General features: G+C 71.1%; 14 protein-coding genes. 9 read left to right on the top strand and 5 right to left on the bottom strand.

From position 1 onward, the window contains the following. Positions 1-5: 5 nt before the first annotated feature. The 5 genes from purQ to MOTC310_RS25210 all read right to left on the bottom strand — a co-directional run bounded on the left by purQ (position 6) and on the right by MOTC310_RS25210 (position 3,505). Complete coding sequence (purQ, locus tag MOTC310_RS25230) at positions 6-686, bottom strand: phosphoribosylformylglycinamidine synthase subunit PurQ (protein WP_331289218.1); 681 nt, start codon at positions 684-686, stop codon at positions 6-8. Next, positions 686-925 carry a phosphoribosylformylglycinamidine synthase subunit PurS gene (purS, locus tag MOTC310_RS25225; protein WP_331289217.1) on the bottom strand — a complete coding sequence of 80 codons (240 nt, stop codon included), beginning with the start codon at positions 923-925 and terminating at the stop codon, positions 686-688. Before purS ends, purQ begins: the two co-directional genes overlap by 1 nt. 177 nt (positions 926-1,102) lie before the next feature. Further along, positions 1,103-1,342 (bottom strand): hypothetical protein, encoded by a 240-nt coding sequence (locus MOTC310_RS25220; RefSeq protein ID WP_331289216.1) that lies wholly within the window; start codon positions 1,340-1,342, stop codon positions 1,103-1,105. Positions 1,343-1,467: 125 nt separating this feature from the next. Continuing rightward, positions 1,468-2,067 (bottom strand): ActR/PrrA/RegA family redox response regulator transcription factor, encoded by a 600-nt coding sequence (locus MOTC310_RS25215; protein WP_012321283.1) that lies wholly within the window; start codon positions 2,065-2,067, stop codon positions 1,468-1,470. Positions 2,068-2,113: 46 nt separating this feature from the next. Beyond that, positions 2,114-3,505: an ActS/PrrB/RegB family redox-sensitive histidine kinase gene (locus tag MOTC310_RS25210; protein ID WP_331303744.1), complete on the bottom strand. Its 1,392-nt coding sequence runs from the start codon at positions 3,503-3,505 to the stop codon at positions 2,114-2,116. Between the two features lie 273 nt (positions 3,506-3,778). On the opposite strand from MOTC310_RS25210, the gene MOTC310_RS25205 reads away from it, so the two are divergent. The 9 genes from MOTC310_RS25205 (at position 3,779) to MOTC310_RS25165 (ending at position 14,194) form a co-directional block, all read left to right on the top strand. After that, positions 3,779-5,056, top strand: a complete 1,278-nt coding sequence (locus tag MOTC310_RS25205) for a polyhydroxyalkanoate depolymerase (RefSeq protein WP_331304110.1) — start codon at positions 3,779-3,781, stop codon at positions 5,054-5,056. 569 nt (positions 5,057-5,625) lie between these two features. Beyond that, on the top strand, positions 5,626-7,212 hold the full coding sequence (locus MOTC310_RS25200) for an ABC transporter substrate-binding protein (protein WP_331303743.1): 1,587 nt from the start codon (positions 5,626-5,628) through the stop codon (positions 7,210-7,212). 15 nt (positions 7,213-7,227) lie between these two features. Then, positions 7,228-8,169 carry an ABC transporter permease gene (locus tag MOTC310_RS25195; protein ID WP_076730208.1) on the top strand — a complete coding sequence of 314 codons (942 nt, stop codon included), beginning with the start codon at positions 7,228-7,230 and terminating at the stop codon, positions 8,167-8,169. Next, complete coding sequence (locus MOTC310_RS25190) at positions 8,166-9,140, top strand: ABC transporter permease (RefSeq protein WP_419539953.1); 975 nt, start codon at positions 8,166-8,168, stop codon at positions 9,138-9,140. The genes MOTC310_RS25195 and MOTC310_RS25190 overlap by 4 nt, the downstream gene beginning before the upstream one ends. Next, positions 9,140-10,153 (top strand): ABC transporter ATP-binding protein, encoded by a 1,014-nt coding sequence (locus MOTC310_RS25185; RefSeq protein WP_020093980.1) that lies wholly within the window; start codon positions 9,140-9,142, stop codon positions 10,151-10,153. Before MOTC310_RS25190 ends, MOTC310_RS25185 begins: the two co-directional genes overlap by 1 nt. After that, positions 10,150-11,166: an ABC transporter ATP-binding protein gene (locus MOTC310_RS25180; RefSeq protein ID WP_056533731.1), complete on the top strand. Its 1,017-nt coding sequence runs from the start codon at positions 10,150-10,152 to the stop codon at positions 11,164-11,166. The genes MOTC310_RS25185 and MOTC310_RS25180 overlap by 4 nt, the downstream gene beginning before the upstream one ends. Positions 11,167-11,203: 37 nt before the next feature. Next, positions 11,204-12,343 carry an amidohydrolase/deacetylase family metallohydrolase gene (locus tag MOTC310_RS25175; protein WP_331303742.1) on the top strand — a complete coding sequence of 380 codons (1,140 nt, stop codon included), beginning with the start codon at positions 11,204-11,206 and terminating at the stop codon, positions 12,341-12,343. Between the two features lie 155 nt (positions 12,344-12,498). Continuing rightward, positions 12,499-13,269, top strand: coding sequence for an ABC transporter ATP-binding protein (locus MOTC310_RS25170; RefSeq protein WP_020093977.1), 771 nt, complete (start codon positions 12,499-12,501; stop codon positions 13,267-13,269). After that, the gene (locus MOTC310_RS25165) at positions 13,262-14,194 is read left to right on the top strand and encodes an ABC transporter permease (protein WP_091681007.1); all 933 of its coding nucleotides are present in this window, start codon (positions 13,262-13,264) and stop codon (positions 14,192-14,194) included. The genes MOTC310_RS25170 and MOTC310_RS25165 overlap by 8 nt, the downstream gene beginning before the upstream one ends. Positions 14,195-14,292: the final 98 nt, after the last annotated feature.

Genomic DNA, 14,292 nt, shown 5'->3' with positions numbered 1-14,292 from the left:
CCAAGTCAGGCCGCCAGACTGTCGAACAGGCCGCGCCCGTCGGTCCCGCCGATCAGGTCCTCGACGAAGTTCTCCGGGTGCGGCATCATCCCGAGGACGTTCCCGGTCTCCGACAGGACGCCCGCGATGGCGTTGAGGGAGCCGTTGCGGTTCGCCTCCACGGTGACGGCGCCGGTCGCGTCGCAGTAGCGGAAGGCGACCCGGCCCTCGCCCTCGATCCGCGCCAGGGTCTCGGGATCGGCGAAGTAATTGCCTTCCCCGTGGGCGACGCAGACGTCGATGACCTGGCCCTGGCTGTAGGCGCTGGTGAAGCGGGTGTCGGTGCGCTCGACCCGGAGCGTCTGCCGGTGGCAGATGAAGCGGCGGTCGACGTTGCGCATCAACACGCCGGGCAGCAGGCCCGATTCGCACAGGATCTGGAAGCCGTTGCAGATGCCGAGCACGAGCCCGCCGCGCGCCGCGTGGGCCCGGACCGCGTCCATGGCGGCGGCCCGGCCGGCGATGGCGCCGCAGCGCAGGTAGTCGCCGTACGAGAAACCGCCGGGCAGGACGGCGAGGTCGGTGCCGGCGGGCAGCTCGTGGTCCGCGTGCCAGACCAGGCTCACCTGCGCGCCCGAGCGCCGCAGGGCCCGGACGACGTCCGATTCGCGGTTGGAGCCCGGGAAGACGACGACCGCGGCGCGCATCAGAGGATCTCGATCGCGTAGTTCTCGACGACGGTGTTGGCCAGGAGCTTCTCGCAGGCGGCCCGCAGCGTCGCCTCGGCGGCGCCGCTGTCGACCGCCGACAGCTCGATGTCGAAGACCTTGCCCTGCCGGACGCCGTCGACGCCCTCGATGCCGAGGGATCGGAGGGCGGCCTCGATCGCCTTGCCCTGCGGGTCGAGCACGCCGGTCTTCAGGCTGACGATGATACGGGCTTTCATGGATCTTCGGGTCTCACGCGTGTCCGGGACGGGAGTGTGACCTGCGACATCGTCACACAGACCGTCGCGGGTCGCTTCTAGCAGGATGGCCGCCGCACTGTCGAACACGCCGCACGCATAGGGATCATTCCGCTGTTCGATACAACTTGAGAGAAGATCCCGCGCCGGCGAACTCGTTCAGCGATGCGCGACCGGAGCCGGGCTCCGCAGCGGCTCGATGCTGGTCGCCCGCCGCCAGAGCTGGAGCATGATCCAGGCCGCGAACAGGCTGAACACGCCCATCAGGACGTGCCCGACGCGCTCGCCGAGGTCGAAGATGCCCGCGATGGCCCAGCCCGCCGCGATGGCCACGGCGAACACCTCGGTGCCGACGAGGACCATCATGCTGATGATGGTGATGGCGTTGCGCCCGTTCACGAGATCCGCCCTCGAAAAGATTTCGGGCCCCGGACGAACCGTCCGGGACCCGCGCAGCTAGCCCACAGAGGCGGGGCGATGCAACCGACCGGGCGGCCGACCCGCCGACAGGGCCGGCGCCGGCCTCAGCGCGGCGCGCGCTTGGCCAGGATCCGCTGCAGCGTCCGCCGGTGCATGTTGAGGCGCCGGGCGGTCTCGCTGACGTTGCGGCTGCACAGCTCGTAGACGCGCTGGATGTGCTCCCAGCGGACCCGGTCCGCCGACATCGGGTTCTCCGGCGGGTCGGCCCGCTCGCCCGGCTGCGCCATCAGGGTGCCGTGGATCTCGTCGGCGTCGGCGGGCTTGGCGAGGTAGTCGAAGGCGCCGAGCTTCACCGCCGTCACCGCGGTCGCGATGTTGCCGTAGCCGGTCAGGATCACGCCCCGGGCCTCGGGGCGGCGCTCCTTGAGGCGGGCGATCACGTCGAGGCCGTTGCCGTCGCCGAGGCGCATGTCGATCACCGCGAAGGCGGGGGCGCGCGCCTCGACGGCGGAGACGCCGTCCGCGACGCTGTCGGCCACCTGCACGTGGTAGCCGCGGCTCTCCATCGCGCGGGCGAGGCGGGTCTGGAAGGGCTTGTCGTCGTCGACGATCAGCAGGCTGCGGTCGGAGAAGGCGGCCAGCGGATCGGCATCGTTGATCACGGCGGGGTCTGTCGCCGCCGAGGTCCCGGGCTGCGTGAGCATCCGGCAATCCTTTCGGGTTCTTGTCGTCGGGTTCTTGGTCTGTCCCTCATATAGGTACGGCATCGCGCGGTGGCAGGGGGGCGCGGATACTGAGTTCGGGAGAATGTCGCGGCGCGGCGCCGCGCTCGAAGATGTGGCGGGCCCAGGAGACCCGCACGATCGCCCCGTGGGCGTCCGGCGCCGCGACGTTCATCAGGGCGAGCTGCGCGCCCGAGCGCTCGATCAGGGTCTTGGCGATGAACAGCCCGAGGCCGAGCCCGGCCCCCACGGTCCCGCCGGATTGCGGCCGGTCGTGGCTGCGGGTGGTGACGTAGGGCTCGCCCGCCCGCAGCAGCACCTCGCTGGAGAAGCCGGGCCCGTCGTCGCGGATCTCGATCCAGACCCGGTCGGGGGTCCAGCGCCCCTCCACGGTGACGCCGGCCTCGGCGAAGTCGACGGCGTTGTCGAGGATGTTGGCCAGCCCGAACATGACGCCCGGGTTGCGCCGGCAGGCCGGCTCCGGCCCCTCGCCGGAGCTGGTGACGTCGAGGGCGGCGCCGAGCGCCCGCTGCGGCGCCACCAGCTCCTCCACGAGGTGGCTGAACGTCACCGTCTCCAGGAAGCCGGCCCCGGCACCGTCCCCGTCGAGGGAGGTCAGTTTGCCGAGGATGCCGCGGCAGCGGTCGACCTGCTCGCGCAGGAGGTTCAGATCCTCCGCGACCGCCGGGGAGGCGGTGGGCCCGAGCTGGCGGATCAGCTCCTTGGTCACCACCATGATCGTGCCCAGCGGCGTGCCCAATTCGTGGGCAGCCGCCGCCGCGAGCCCGTCGAGCTGCGACAGGTGCTGCTCGCGGGCGAGCACCAGCTCGGTGGCGGCGAGCGCCTGGGCGAGGAGCCGGGTCTCCTCGGCCACCCGCCACGCGTAGACGCCCGTAAAGGCGGTGCCGAGCAGGATCGCGGTCCAGACGCCGGAGACGTACAGGAACGGCAGCTCGATCCGCCCGTCCGCGAACCAGGGCAGGGGCCGGTGCACCAGGGCGAGCAGGGTGGCGAGGCCCACCGCCAGGAGGCCCAGCGCCAGCGTCCGCTCCGGCGGCAGGGCGGTGGCGGAGATCAGCACGGGGGCGAGGAACAGCAGCGAGAACGGGTTCTGGAGCCCGCCCGTGAGGAACAGCAGGGCGGCGAGCTGCACGATGTCGAAGGCGAGCAGCAGCGCCGCGGAATCGTCGCTGAGCCGGTAGCTCGCGGGGAAGCGGATCCGCAGGGCGAGGTTCAGCCAGGACGAGGTGGCGATCACCAGGAAGCACCAGCCGAAGGGCAGGGGCAGGCCGAGGCCGAACTGCGCGCCCACCACCGCCGCGCTCTGGCCCGTGATGGCGAGCCAGCGCAGGCGGACGAAGGTGTCGAGCCGCAGGTGTCGGGCGTCGCGACCGAGGCCGCTGAGATCGGTATCGGGCATAGGATGTTTCGGTGCGTCGCCGGCCGGGCCTCGCCGGCGCGGCGTCCCGCGGCTTCCCTTCGCATGACACGGTGCTGGGAATCCTGGCACGCCGACCCGGACACGTCGTCGCTGGCGGAGGGTCGCGGGCGAGCGTGGTCACAGGCAAGTCGCCGCAGCTCCGGGATGTTCCACCCGCGTTCAGGGTGGAGCATTATCCTACCGATTCGGGTTGCAAGGGGTAGGAGCCGCGCGGCTCGATGCCCGCGGCCGGACCGAGACCGCGAGGTGACGATGCTGCTGGCCTACTCGATGTACGAGGGCGCCCGCGCCCTGATGGCGCCCGCCCGCGTCGCCGCCGACCTCACCCGCTACGGGCTGCAGATGCCGGGCAATCCCCTGGCCTACGGACCCTACGCCCGCGCGGTCAGCGCCGGCTGCGAGATGTTCGAGCGCGTCACCCGCCAGTACGGCAAGCCCGCCTTCGGCTTCACCGAGACGGTGGTGGACGGCACGGCGGTTCCGGTCACCGAGCGGGTGGTCTGGGAGCGGCCGTTCTGCCGCCTGATCGCCTTCGACCGCGCGTTCCAGGCGGCCCCCGCCGAGCCGCAGCCCAAGCTGCTGATCGTCGCGCCGATGTCGGGGCACTACGCCACGCTGCTGCGCGGCACCGTCGAGGCGATGCTGCCGAACCACCGGGTGTATATCACCGACTGGACCGACGCCCGGATGGTGCCGCTCTTCGCGGGCCAGTTCGATCTGGACGACTACGTCGACTACCTGCAGGAGATGTTCGCGGTCCTGGGGCCGGACCTGCACGTCATGGCGGTCTGCCAGCCGGCCGTGCCGGTGATCGCCGCGGTGGCGCTGATGGAGGCGGCCGACGAGCCGGCGGTGCCGACCTCCATGACCCTGATGGGCGGCCCGATCGACACCCGCCGCTCGCCCACCGCGGTGAACTGCCTCGCGCAGGAGCGCGGTCAGAAGTGGTTCGAGCGCAACACGATCAGCCTCGTGCCGCCGATCTACCCGGGCGCGTGGCGCCGGGTCTATCCGGGCTTCCTGCAGCTGTCGGGCTTCATGGCGATGAATCTCGACCGGCACGTCACCGCCCATTCGGACATGTTCGACCACCTGGTGACGGGCGACGGCGATTCGGCCGAGAAGCACCGCGAGTTCTACGACGAGTACCTCGCCGTGATGGACCTGACGGCCGAGTACTACCTCCAGACCGTGCAGACCGTGTTCGTCGACCACGCCCTGCCGACGGGGCAGATGAAGCACCGCGGCACGCCGGTCGATCTCGGCGCCATCCGCCGCTGCGCGATCCTCGCGGTCGAGGGCGAGAACGACGACATCTCCGGCGTCGGCCAGACCAAGGCGGCCCTCGACCTGACGCCGAACCTGCCCGAGGCGCGCAAGGCCTACCACCTCCAGGCCGGCGTCGGCCATTACGGCGTGTTCAACGGCTCGCGCTACCGGGCGGTGATCGCGCCGCGGATCGCGGCCTTCATCCGCGCCATGCAGGCGGTGCCGGGCGCGCGGGGCGGCCACCTGCGGCAGGTGGGCTGAGCCCGGACCCGGCGCGACGCGCCCCCGCTCCCGTGCGGGGGCGGGGCGAGGGCGGGGACGGCGCGCGATCGGGCTGCCCCATCTGCTGGCGGGATCGCGCCGGCATCTCGCCCGCGCCCCGTGCGCGACACGCCTGCGCGTCTCTGCGCGTCCCGTCCCCGTCCTTCCGGGGCGCCGCGGGCGGGCCGGAAATCCGGGACCGCCTTCGGTGCGGGATCTTCGCGCCTCGGCGGCTCCGGATCCCAAGCCCCGCGCGGCGGTCCCGCGATGGCGGGCGTTCGCGAGACCGCGCGCCGTGGCCGCAAAATCCCCCGCGGATCCTGAATACATAACGCAGTGACGGCCGGGCTGGCGCGGGGCTTGCGAGACGCGCCCCGTGAGTCCGAGCCGCGCCACCGCAGCCCCCGTTCGCGCCGACGTCGCCCCGAGGCCGGCGGCGGCGCGGGCGCTTGCCCGGACCCCGTTGTCACGCCGGGCCATTGCGCCCGTGCATCAGAACCGTTCAAACTCGCCCGCAAGGTGCGGGCCGGCGACCGATGCTTGAGATCCGCACCGCCAGGGAGAAGACGATGGACCGCAGGACCTTTCTCAAGGGTTCGGCCGCGCTCGGTTTGGCCGCGCCGCAACTCGCGCGACCGGCCCTCGCGCAGGGCGGCAAGGTCCTGCGCTTCGTGCCGCAGGCGAACCTCGCCAATTTCGACCCGATCTGGGGGACCCAGTACGTGGTGCGCAACGCCGGCACCCTCGTCTGGGACATGCTCTACGGCGTCGACGCGCAGCTGAAGCCGCAGCGCCAGATGGTCGAGTCCGAGGAGGTCTCGGGCGACAAGCTGACCTGGACGTTCCGGCTGCGCCCCGGCCTCAAGTGGCACGACGGCGAGCCGGTCCTGGCCAAGGACGTGGTGGCGAGCCTCACCCGCTGGATGGCCCGGGACCCGATCGGCCTGATGATCCGGGGCATCCAGGACGACCTCGCGGCGACCGACGACAAGACCTTCCGGTGGCGCCTGAAGAAGCCGTTCCCGAAGCTCCTCTACGCGCTCGGCAAGACCAACGCGCCGATGGCCCTGATGATGCCGGAGCGGATCGCCAAGACCGACCCGTTCACGCAGATCAACGAGTATGTCGGCTCGGGCCCGATGAAGTTCGTCCGCAACGAGTGGGTGCCGGGCGCCCGGGCGGTGTTCGAGACCTTCACCGACTACAAGCCCCGCGACGAGCCGAATTCCTGGCTCGCGGGCGGCAAGCGCATGCTGGTCGACCGGGTCGAGTGGGTGATCATGCCGGACGCCGCCACCGCCTCGGCGGCCCTGCAGAACGGCGAGGTCGACTGGTGGGAGAACCCGATCTCCGACCTCGTGCCGCTGCTCCGCAAGAACAGCAACCTCAACGTCGATATCGCCGACCCGCTGGGCAATGTCGGGTCGTTCCGGATGAACCACCTGCACCCGCCCTTCGACAACCCGAAGATCCGCCAGGCCGTCATGACCGCGATGAGCCAGGAGGATTACATGCGCTCGATCGTCGGCGACGACGACAGCCTGTGGAAGAAGCTGCCGGGCTTCTTCACGCCGGGGACGCCGCTCTACAGCGAGGCGGGCGGCGGCAATGTCGGCAAGGGCGACATCAAGCTCGGGCAGAAGCTGCTCAAGGAGGCCGGCTACAAGGGCGAGCCGGTGGTCTGCGTCGTGGCGCAGGACCAGGGGATCACCAAGGCGCAGGGCGACATCACCGCCGACCTGCTGAAGCAGATGGGCTTCAACGTCGACTTCGTCGCCACCGACTGGGGCACCACCGGCACCCGCCGGGCCTCCAAGGCGCCGCCGAGCCAGGGCGGCTGGAACATGTTCCACACCTGGCACGCGGGCGCCGACTGCATCAACCCGGCGGGCTACCCGGCGGTGCGGGCGAGCGGCGAGAAGGCGTGGTTCGGCTGGCCGGACATCCCCCCGGTGGAGGCGGCCATCGCCGAGTGGTTCGACGCCGCCGACCCGGCCGCCGAGAAGGCCGCCATCGACAAGGTCAACGCTGCCGCCGTCGAGGGCGTGGTCTACGTCCCGACCGGATTCTTCCTCGGCTACCAGGCGTGGCGGAAGAACGTCTCGGGCATCGTGAAGGGGCCGATCCCCTTCACCTGGGGCGTGTCGAAGGCTTAGGACCGGAGGCGCCCCATGCTCGGCTATATCGGCAGGCGCATCCTCGCCACCATCCCGGTCATGGCGGTGGTCGGGCTGTTCGTCTTCAGCCTCCTCTACTTCGCCCCGGGCGATCCGGCGGCGATCATCGCGGGCGACCAGGCGACCCCAGACGACGTGGCCCGCATCCGCGCGACGCTCGGCCTCGACCGGCCGTTCCTGGTGCGGTTCTGGGAATGGTCGTGGCAGATCCTCCACGGCGATCTCGGCACCTCGATCTTCACCAACCTGCCGGTCACCACCATGATCGGCCAGCGGGTGCAGCCCACCGTGTCGCTGATGCTCGTCACCCTGGTCTTCGCCATCGTGGTGGCGGTGCCGCTCGGCGTCGTCGCCGCCTGGAAGGCCGGCAGCCTGATCGACCGCCTCGTGATGGGGCTCGCCGTGACGGGCTTCTCGGTGCCGGTCTTCGTGGTCGGCTACGTGCTCGCCTACGTCTTCGCCCTCGAGCTCGGCTGGCTGCCGGTCCAGGGCTACACGCCGATCGAGCAGGGCCTGTGGCCCTGGCTGTCCAACCTGATCCTGCCGGCGGTGACGCTGGGCCTCGTCTACATCGCGCTGATCGCCCGGGTGACCCGCGCGACCATGCTCGACGTGCTCCAGCAGGATTACGTGCGCACCGCCCGGGCCAAGGGGCTGGCGCAGGGGCCGGTCCTGTTCGTCCACGCCCTCAAGAACGCCGCGGTGCCGATCGTCACCGTGATCGGCATCGGCATCGCGTTGCTGATCGGCGGCGCGGTGGTGACCGAGACGGTCTTCGCGATTCCCGGCCTCGGGCGCCTCACCGTCGACGCGATCCTGCGCCGCGACTACCCGGTCATCCAGGGCGTCGTGCTGCTGTTCAGCTTCGTCTACGTGCTCGTGAACCTCGCTATCGACCTCTTCTACACCGTGCTCGACCCGAGGATCCGCTATTGACCGCGACCGTCGCGCCCTTCCCCAGCAGCGCCCCGCAGGCGGGCACCCCGCCCGAGGGGACCGCCCCCAAGGCGCCCCCGCCGCCGGGCCTCGCCGTCGCGGCGCCGCTGCCGGACGTCATCCCGGCCCGCAAGCGCCGGGGCCGGGTCTGGACCTATGTCCGCCGCAACCCGACCATCGTGGTCGGCGGCGTGCTGCTCCTCGTCGTCTTCCTGATGGCGGTGCTGGCGCCGTGGCTCGGCACCGTCGACCCGACCGCCCTGGCGCCGGCCAAGCGCACCCGGGCGCCGTCGGCGCAGTACTGGTTCGGCACCGACATGCTCGGCCGCGACGTCTACTCGCGGGTGGTCTACGGCGCCCGGGTCTCGCTGCTGGTCGGCTTCTCGGTGGCGTTCCTCGCCTCGGTCGCCGGGCTCGCGGTCGGCCTCGTCTCCGGCATGGTGCGCTGGCTCGACGGGATCGTCATGCGGGTCGTCGACGGCATGATGTCGATCCCGCCGATCCTGCTCGCGGTCGCGCTGATGGCGCTCACCCGCGGCTCGGTCCAGAACGTGATCATCGCGATCACCATCGCGGAGATTCCCCGCGTCGCCCGCCTCGTGCGCGGCGTGGTGCTCTCCTTGCGCGAGCAGCCCTACGTCGAGGCGGCGGTGACCACGGGCACCCGGATGCCGGCGATCATCTGGCGCCACATCCTGCCCAACACGCTGGCGCCCATGACCGTGCAGGCGACCTATATCTGCGCCTCCGCGATGATCACCGAGGCGATCCTGTCGTTCATCGGCGCGGGCGTGCCGCCCTCGACGCCCTCCTGGGGCAACATCATGGCCGAGGGCCGGGCGCTCTGGCAGGTGAAGTTCTACATCATCCTGTTCCCGGCCATCTTCCTCTCGATGACGGTGCTCGCCGTGAACCTCGTCGGCGACGGCCTGCGCGACGCCCTCGACCCCCGCATGGCGAAAGACGTCTGATGAGGACCGGCAGCATGAGCGGCACCCCCCTCCTGTCGATCGAGAACCTGCAGGTCCATTTCCGCACCCCCGACGGGGTGAACCGGGCGGTGGACGGGGTCTCGTTCGCGATCCAGTCGGGCGAGACCCTGGCGATCGTGGGCGAGTCCGGCTGCGGCAAGTCGGTGACCTCGATGTCGATCCTGCGGCTCCTGCCCGAGCCGCCGGCCCGCATCGCCGGCGCGATCAAGTTCGAGGGAAAAAACCTCCTCGACCTGCCGAACAGCGCCATGCGCAAGATCCGCGGCAACGACATCAGCGTGATCTTCCAGGAGCCGATGACCTCGCTGAACCCGGTGCTGACGGTCGGCCGCCAGATCGGCGAGACCCTGCGGCTGCACCAGGGGCTCGGCCGGCGCGAGGCCGAGGAGCGGGCCGTGGAGATGCTGACGCTGGTCGGCATCCCCGAGCCGCGGCGCCGGGTGCGGGAATACCCGCACCAGCTCTCCGGCGGCATGCGCCAGCGGGTGATGATCGCCATCGCGCTCGCCTGCTCGCCCAAGCTCCTGATCGCCGACGAGCCGACCACGGCGCTGGACGTGACCATCCAGGCCCAGATCCTCGACCTGATGCGCGACCTGAAGGCCCGGGTCGGCGCCGCGATCATGCTGATCACCCACGATCTCGGCGTCGTGGCCGAGGTCGCCGACCGGGTGGTGGTGATGTATGCCGGCCGCAAGGTCGAGGAGGCGCCGGTCCGCGAGCTGTTCCGGTCGCCGCGCCACCCCTACACCCGCGGCCTGATGGGGGCGGTGCCGAAGCTCGGCGCCGTCGAGCACGGCGCCGACGCGCGGCTCGCCGAGATCCCCGGCATGGTCCCGAGCCTGAAGGGCCGGATCGAGGGCTGCGTCTTCGCCGGGCGCTGCCCGGACGTCACCGACCTGTGCCGCGCCTACGCGCCGGCCCTGGAGCCGAAGGCGCCGGGCCACCTCGCCGCCTGCCACTACGCGCCGAAGGACGCCCTCGCGGCATGAGCGCCACGCCCGCACCCGCCGCCCGCACCCTGCTGGAGGTCAACGACCTCAAGAAGCACTTCGCCCTCGGCGGCGGCCTGTTCGGCCAGTCCAAGCGCGTGCTCAAGGCGGTGGACGGCCTGTCCTTCACGGTGGCCCGGGGCGAGACCCTCTCGCTCGTCGGCGAGTCCGGCTGCGGCAAGTCCACCGTCGCCAAGGCGCTGATGCGCCTCTACGCGCCCACCGCCGGCCAGGTGGTGCTCGACGGGCGCCGCATCGACGACCTCTCGGCCGGGGCGCTCCGTCCCCTGCGGCGCCACATCCAGATGGTGTTCCAGGACCCGTTCTCGTCGCTCAACCCGCGGATGCGGGTGCGGGCGATCCTGGCCGAGCCGATCCGCAATTTCGGGCTGGCCCGCAACGGCGCCGACCTCGAGGCGCGCCTCGCCAGCCTGATGGAGCGGGTCGGCCTGCCGCGCGAGGCGCTCGGGCGCTTCCCGCACGAGTTCTCGGGCGGGCAGCGCCAGCGCATCGGCATCGCCCGGGCGCTCGCCGCCGAGCCGGACCTGATCATCTGCGACGAGGCGGTCTCGGCCCTCGACGTCTCGGTGAAGGCGCAGATCGTCAACCTGCTGCGCGACCTGCAGCGCGAACTCGACCTCGCGATGCTGTTCATCTCGCACGACCTCGCCATCGTCGAGCACATGACCCACCGGGTGGCGGTGATGTATCTCGGCAAGATCGTCGAGATCGGGCCGCGCCGCGATCTCTTTCTCGCGCCCAAGCACCCCTACACCCAGGCGCTGCTCTCGGCGGTGCCGATCCCCGAGCCCGGGGCCGGGCGCACCCGCATCGTGCTCAAGGGCGACGTGCCGAGCCCGATCAACCCGCCGTCGGGCTGCCGCTTCCACACCCGCTGCCCGCACGCCTTCGACCGCTGCCGGACCGAGGTGCCGGGCCTCGACGCGGTCGGCGCCGGCCACTTCGCCGCCTGCCACCTCAACGACACGGCCGTGCCCGCCCGGGCGGCCTGACGGGTCGGATTCCCGCGAACCACATCCGGAGTCTCTCGTGCAGCACGACCTCATCCTGAAGGGCGCGCGGGTCATCGACCCGTCCCAGGACCACGACGGGATCTGCGACGTCGCCTTCGCGGACGGCCGCGTCTCGGGCTTCGGCCGCGACCTGCCGGCCGGCCCCGCCACGCAGGTCCGCGACATGGAAGGCGCCATCGTCACGCCGGGCCTGATCGACCTGCACACCCACGTCTACTGGGGCGGCACCTCGCTCGGCATCGACGCCGACGATTTCTGCCGGACCTCGGGGGTGACCACCTCGGTCGATACCGGCAGCGCCGGGCCCGGCAATTTCGCCGGCTTCCGCAGCCACGTGATCGAGCGGTCGCAGGCGCGGATCCTCGCCTACCTGCACGTCTCCTTCGCGGGCATCTTCGGCTTCTCGAAGACCATCATGGTCGGCGAGAGCGAGGACCCGCGGCTCATGGCGCCCCGGGAGGCGGTCGAGGTCGCCGACGCCAACCGGGACGTGATCGTCGGCATCAAGGTCCGGGTCGGGCGCCACGCCTCGGGCGACCAGGGCACCGCGCCGCTCGACATCGCCCTGCAGGTCGCGGAGGAGACAGGCCTGCCGCTGATGGCCCATATCGACGAGCCGCCGCCGAGCTACGAGCAGGTGCTGGCCATGCTGAGGCCCGGCGACGTGCTGACCCACGCGTTCCGGCCGTTCCCGAACTCGCCCATCACGGCCCAGGGCGCCGTGAAGCCGGCGCTCCGCGAGGCGCGGGCGCGGGGCGTGCTGTTCGACATCGGCCACGGCAAAGGCTCCTTCGCCTTCAGGACCGCGCGGGCCATGCTGGCGGGCGGCTTCCTGCCCGACACGATCTCGTCGGACGTGCACCAGCTCTGCATCGAGGGGCCGGCCTTCGACCAGGTCACCACCATGTCGAAGATGCTCTGCCTCGGCATGAGCCTCACCGACGTGATCGCCGCCTCCACGGTGAACGCCGCCGTGGCGCTGAAGCGGATGGAGTACGGGACCCTGAAGGTCGGGGCGCTCGGCGACGCCACCGTGCTGGCGGTGCGGGACGGCGCGTTCGACTACGTCGACACCCGGGGCGAGCACATGACGGGCGCCCAGCGGATCACCGCCGAGGGCGTGGTGCTGAAGGGCCGGTGGTGGCACCCGGCCTGACCGGTCGGGCCTGACGATCGGGACGAAGATCCCATCGCATACAAAATATCGACCTTTACAGCCTCTTCCGCGGGCCGATACACTTTCCCGTGAGGGGCGGACCATCTCCGGCCCTCAGCGAAACGCGGTTCAAACCGCGGCGCCAGGGAGGATGGATGGACACGGGTCAGCCTCTGCTGGAGGTCGACGGCGTCACGCTCCGCTACAAGACGCCCGAGCACCTCGTCACGGCCACCTACCGGGTGAGCTTCCGGGTCTGGCCCGGGGACCGCTTCGTCCTGCTCGGGCCGTCCGGATGCGGGAAGTCGACCCTGCTCAAGGCGGTGGGCGGCTACATGGCGCCGACCGAGGGCGAGATCCGCCTGAAGGGGCGCCCGGTCACCGAGCCCGGCCCCGACCGGATGATGGTGTTCCAGGAATTCGACCAGCTCCTGCCGTGGAAGACGGTCCGGCAGAACGTGGTCTTCGCCCTCGAGGCCTCGGGCCGGCTGAGAGGCCGCGAGGCCCTGGACCGGGCCAACCTCTACATCGACAAGGTCAACCTCACGAAATTCGCCGACAGCTACCCCCACACCCTGTCGGGCGGCATGAAGCAGCGCGTCGCCATCGCCCGCGGCATGGCGATGGAGCCCGATATCCTGCTGATGGACGAGCCCTTCGCGGCGCTCGACGCGCTGACCCGGCGGCGCATGCAGGACGAGCTGCTGGCCCTGTGGGAGGGCACGCGCTTCACCGTGCTGTTCGTCACCCACTCGATCCCCGAGGCGATCAAGGTCGGCTCGCGCATCCTGCTGCTCTCGCCCCATCCCGGCGAGGTGAAGGCCGAGCTCAACAGCGCCGCGTCGCCGGAGGCGGCGCTGCAGCTCGAGGGCCGGATCCAGCACATGCTGTTCTCGGAAGAGATCCAGGAGGCGGAGAATGTCTAGCGCGCAAGCCCTGAGCGGCGCCCCGCTGGCCGGGACGGGCGCGGCGCCGCGCCTCGCGCCCCTGCCGCCGTCCGGCCGGCCCGAGATCGTGCGCGAGACCGGCCACGCCCACGGCGCCGCGGTGGTCGAGAAGCCGCTGTCGGTCGCCGAGCGCCTCTACAACCAGGCCTGGCTGCGCAAGATCGTGATCCTCGTGCTCCTCGCCGGGATCTGGGAGGCCTACGGGCGCTACCTCGACAACGACCTCCTGTTCCCGACCTTCTCGGCGACCGTGGAGGCCTTCTTCCGGGGCGTCGCGGACGGCACGCTGCCGGCCCGGGCCTGGAGCTCGCTGAAGGTGCTGCTCATGGGTTACGCCGCCGGCGTCGCCCTGGCGACCGTGCTGACCGGCGTCGCCATCGCGTCGCGGATCGGGACCGACCTGCTCGAGACGCTGACGTCGATGTTCAACCCGCTGCCGGCGATCGCGCTGCTGCCCCTGGCGCTGATCTGGTTCGGCCTGGGCAACGGCAGCCTGATCTTCGTGCTGGTCCACTCGGTGACCTGGGCGATCGCGCTGAACACCCATTCGGGCTTCCTGTCGGTGAGCCGGACGCTGAAGATGGTCGGACGCAATTACGGGCTGTCGGGCCCGCGGCTGATCGGCAAGATCCTGATCCCGGCGGCGTTTCCCTCGATCCTCACCGGCCTGAAGGTCGGCTGGGCCTTCGCGTGGCGCACCCTGATCGCCGCCGAGCTGGTCTTCGGGGTGTCGTCCGGGGCGGGCGGCCTCGGCTGGTTCATCTTCGAGAACAAGAACATGCTCGACATCCCGAACGTGTTCGCCGGGCTGCTCACCGTGATCCTGATCGGTCTCGTGGTCGAGAACCTGATCTTCCAGACGATCGAGCGGCGCACCGTCCAGCGCTGGGGCATGCAGGCCTGAGCGGGCCGGGGCGTAGCACCGGACCCGTCGCCGCCGGGGGGCGGCACGGGTTCCGGCAGCACCCCGCCCGCCGCCGTTTCCGCCGTCCGGTCAGATGT

This window comes from Methylobacterium oryzae (assembly GCF_036441375.1).
GTDB lineage: Bacteria > Pseudomonadota > Alphaproteobacteria > Rhizobiales > Beijerinckiaceae > Methylobacterium > Methylobacterium oryzae_A.
Note: the sequence above shows the minus strand (reverse complement) of the source record. Positions and strands in the feature narration are given on the sequence as shown.

Bases quoted from the DNA above. Each gene is read 5' to 3' on its own strand.
- purQ (WP_331289218.1), bottom strand. From the start codon at position 686: ATGCGCGCCGCGGTCGTCGTCTTCCCGGGCTCCAACCGCGAATCGGAC.
- purS (WP_331289217.1), bottom strand. From the start codon at position 925: ATGAAAGCCCGTATCATCGTCAGCCTGAAGACCGGCGTGCTCGACCCG.
- MOTC310_RS25215 (WP_012321283.1), bottom strand. From the start codon at position 2,067: ATGCTCACGCAGCCCGGGACCTCGGCGGCGACAGACCCCGCCGTGATC.
- MOTC310_RS25210 (WP_331303744.1), bottom strand. From the start codon at position 3,505: ATGCCCGATACCGATCTCAGCGGCCTCGGTCGCGACGCCCGACACCTG.
- MOTC310_RS25205 (WP_331304110.1), top strand. From the start codon at position 3,779: ATGCTGCTGGCCTACTCGATGTACGAGGGCGCCCGCGCCCTGATGGCG.
- MOTC310_RS25200 (WP_331303743.1), top strand. From the start codon at position 5,626: ATGGACCGCAGGACCTTTCTCAAGGGTTCGGCCGCGCTCGGTTTGGCC.
- MOTC310_RS25195 (WP_076730208.1), top strand. From the start codon at position 7,228: ATGCTCGGCTATATCGGCAGGCGCATCCTCGCCACCATCCCGGTCATG.
- MOTC310_RS25185 (WP_020093980.1), top strand. From the start codon at position 9,140: ATGAGGACCGGCAGCATGAGCGGCACCCCCCTCCTGTCGATCGAGAAC.
- MOTC310_RS25180 (WP_056533731.1), top strand. From the start codon at position 10,150: ATGAGCGCCACGCCCGCACCCGCCGCCCGCACCCTGCTGGAGGTCAAC.
- MOTC310_RS25170 (WP_020093977.1), top strand. From the start codon at position 12,499: ATGGACACGGGTCAGCCTCTGCTGGAGGTCGACGGCGTCACGCTCCGC.
- MOTC310_RS25165 (WP_091681007.1), top strand. From the start codon at position 13,262: ATGTCTAGCGCGCAAGCCCTGAGCGGCGCCCCGCTGGCCGGGACGGGC.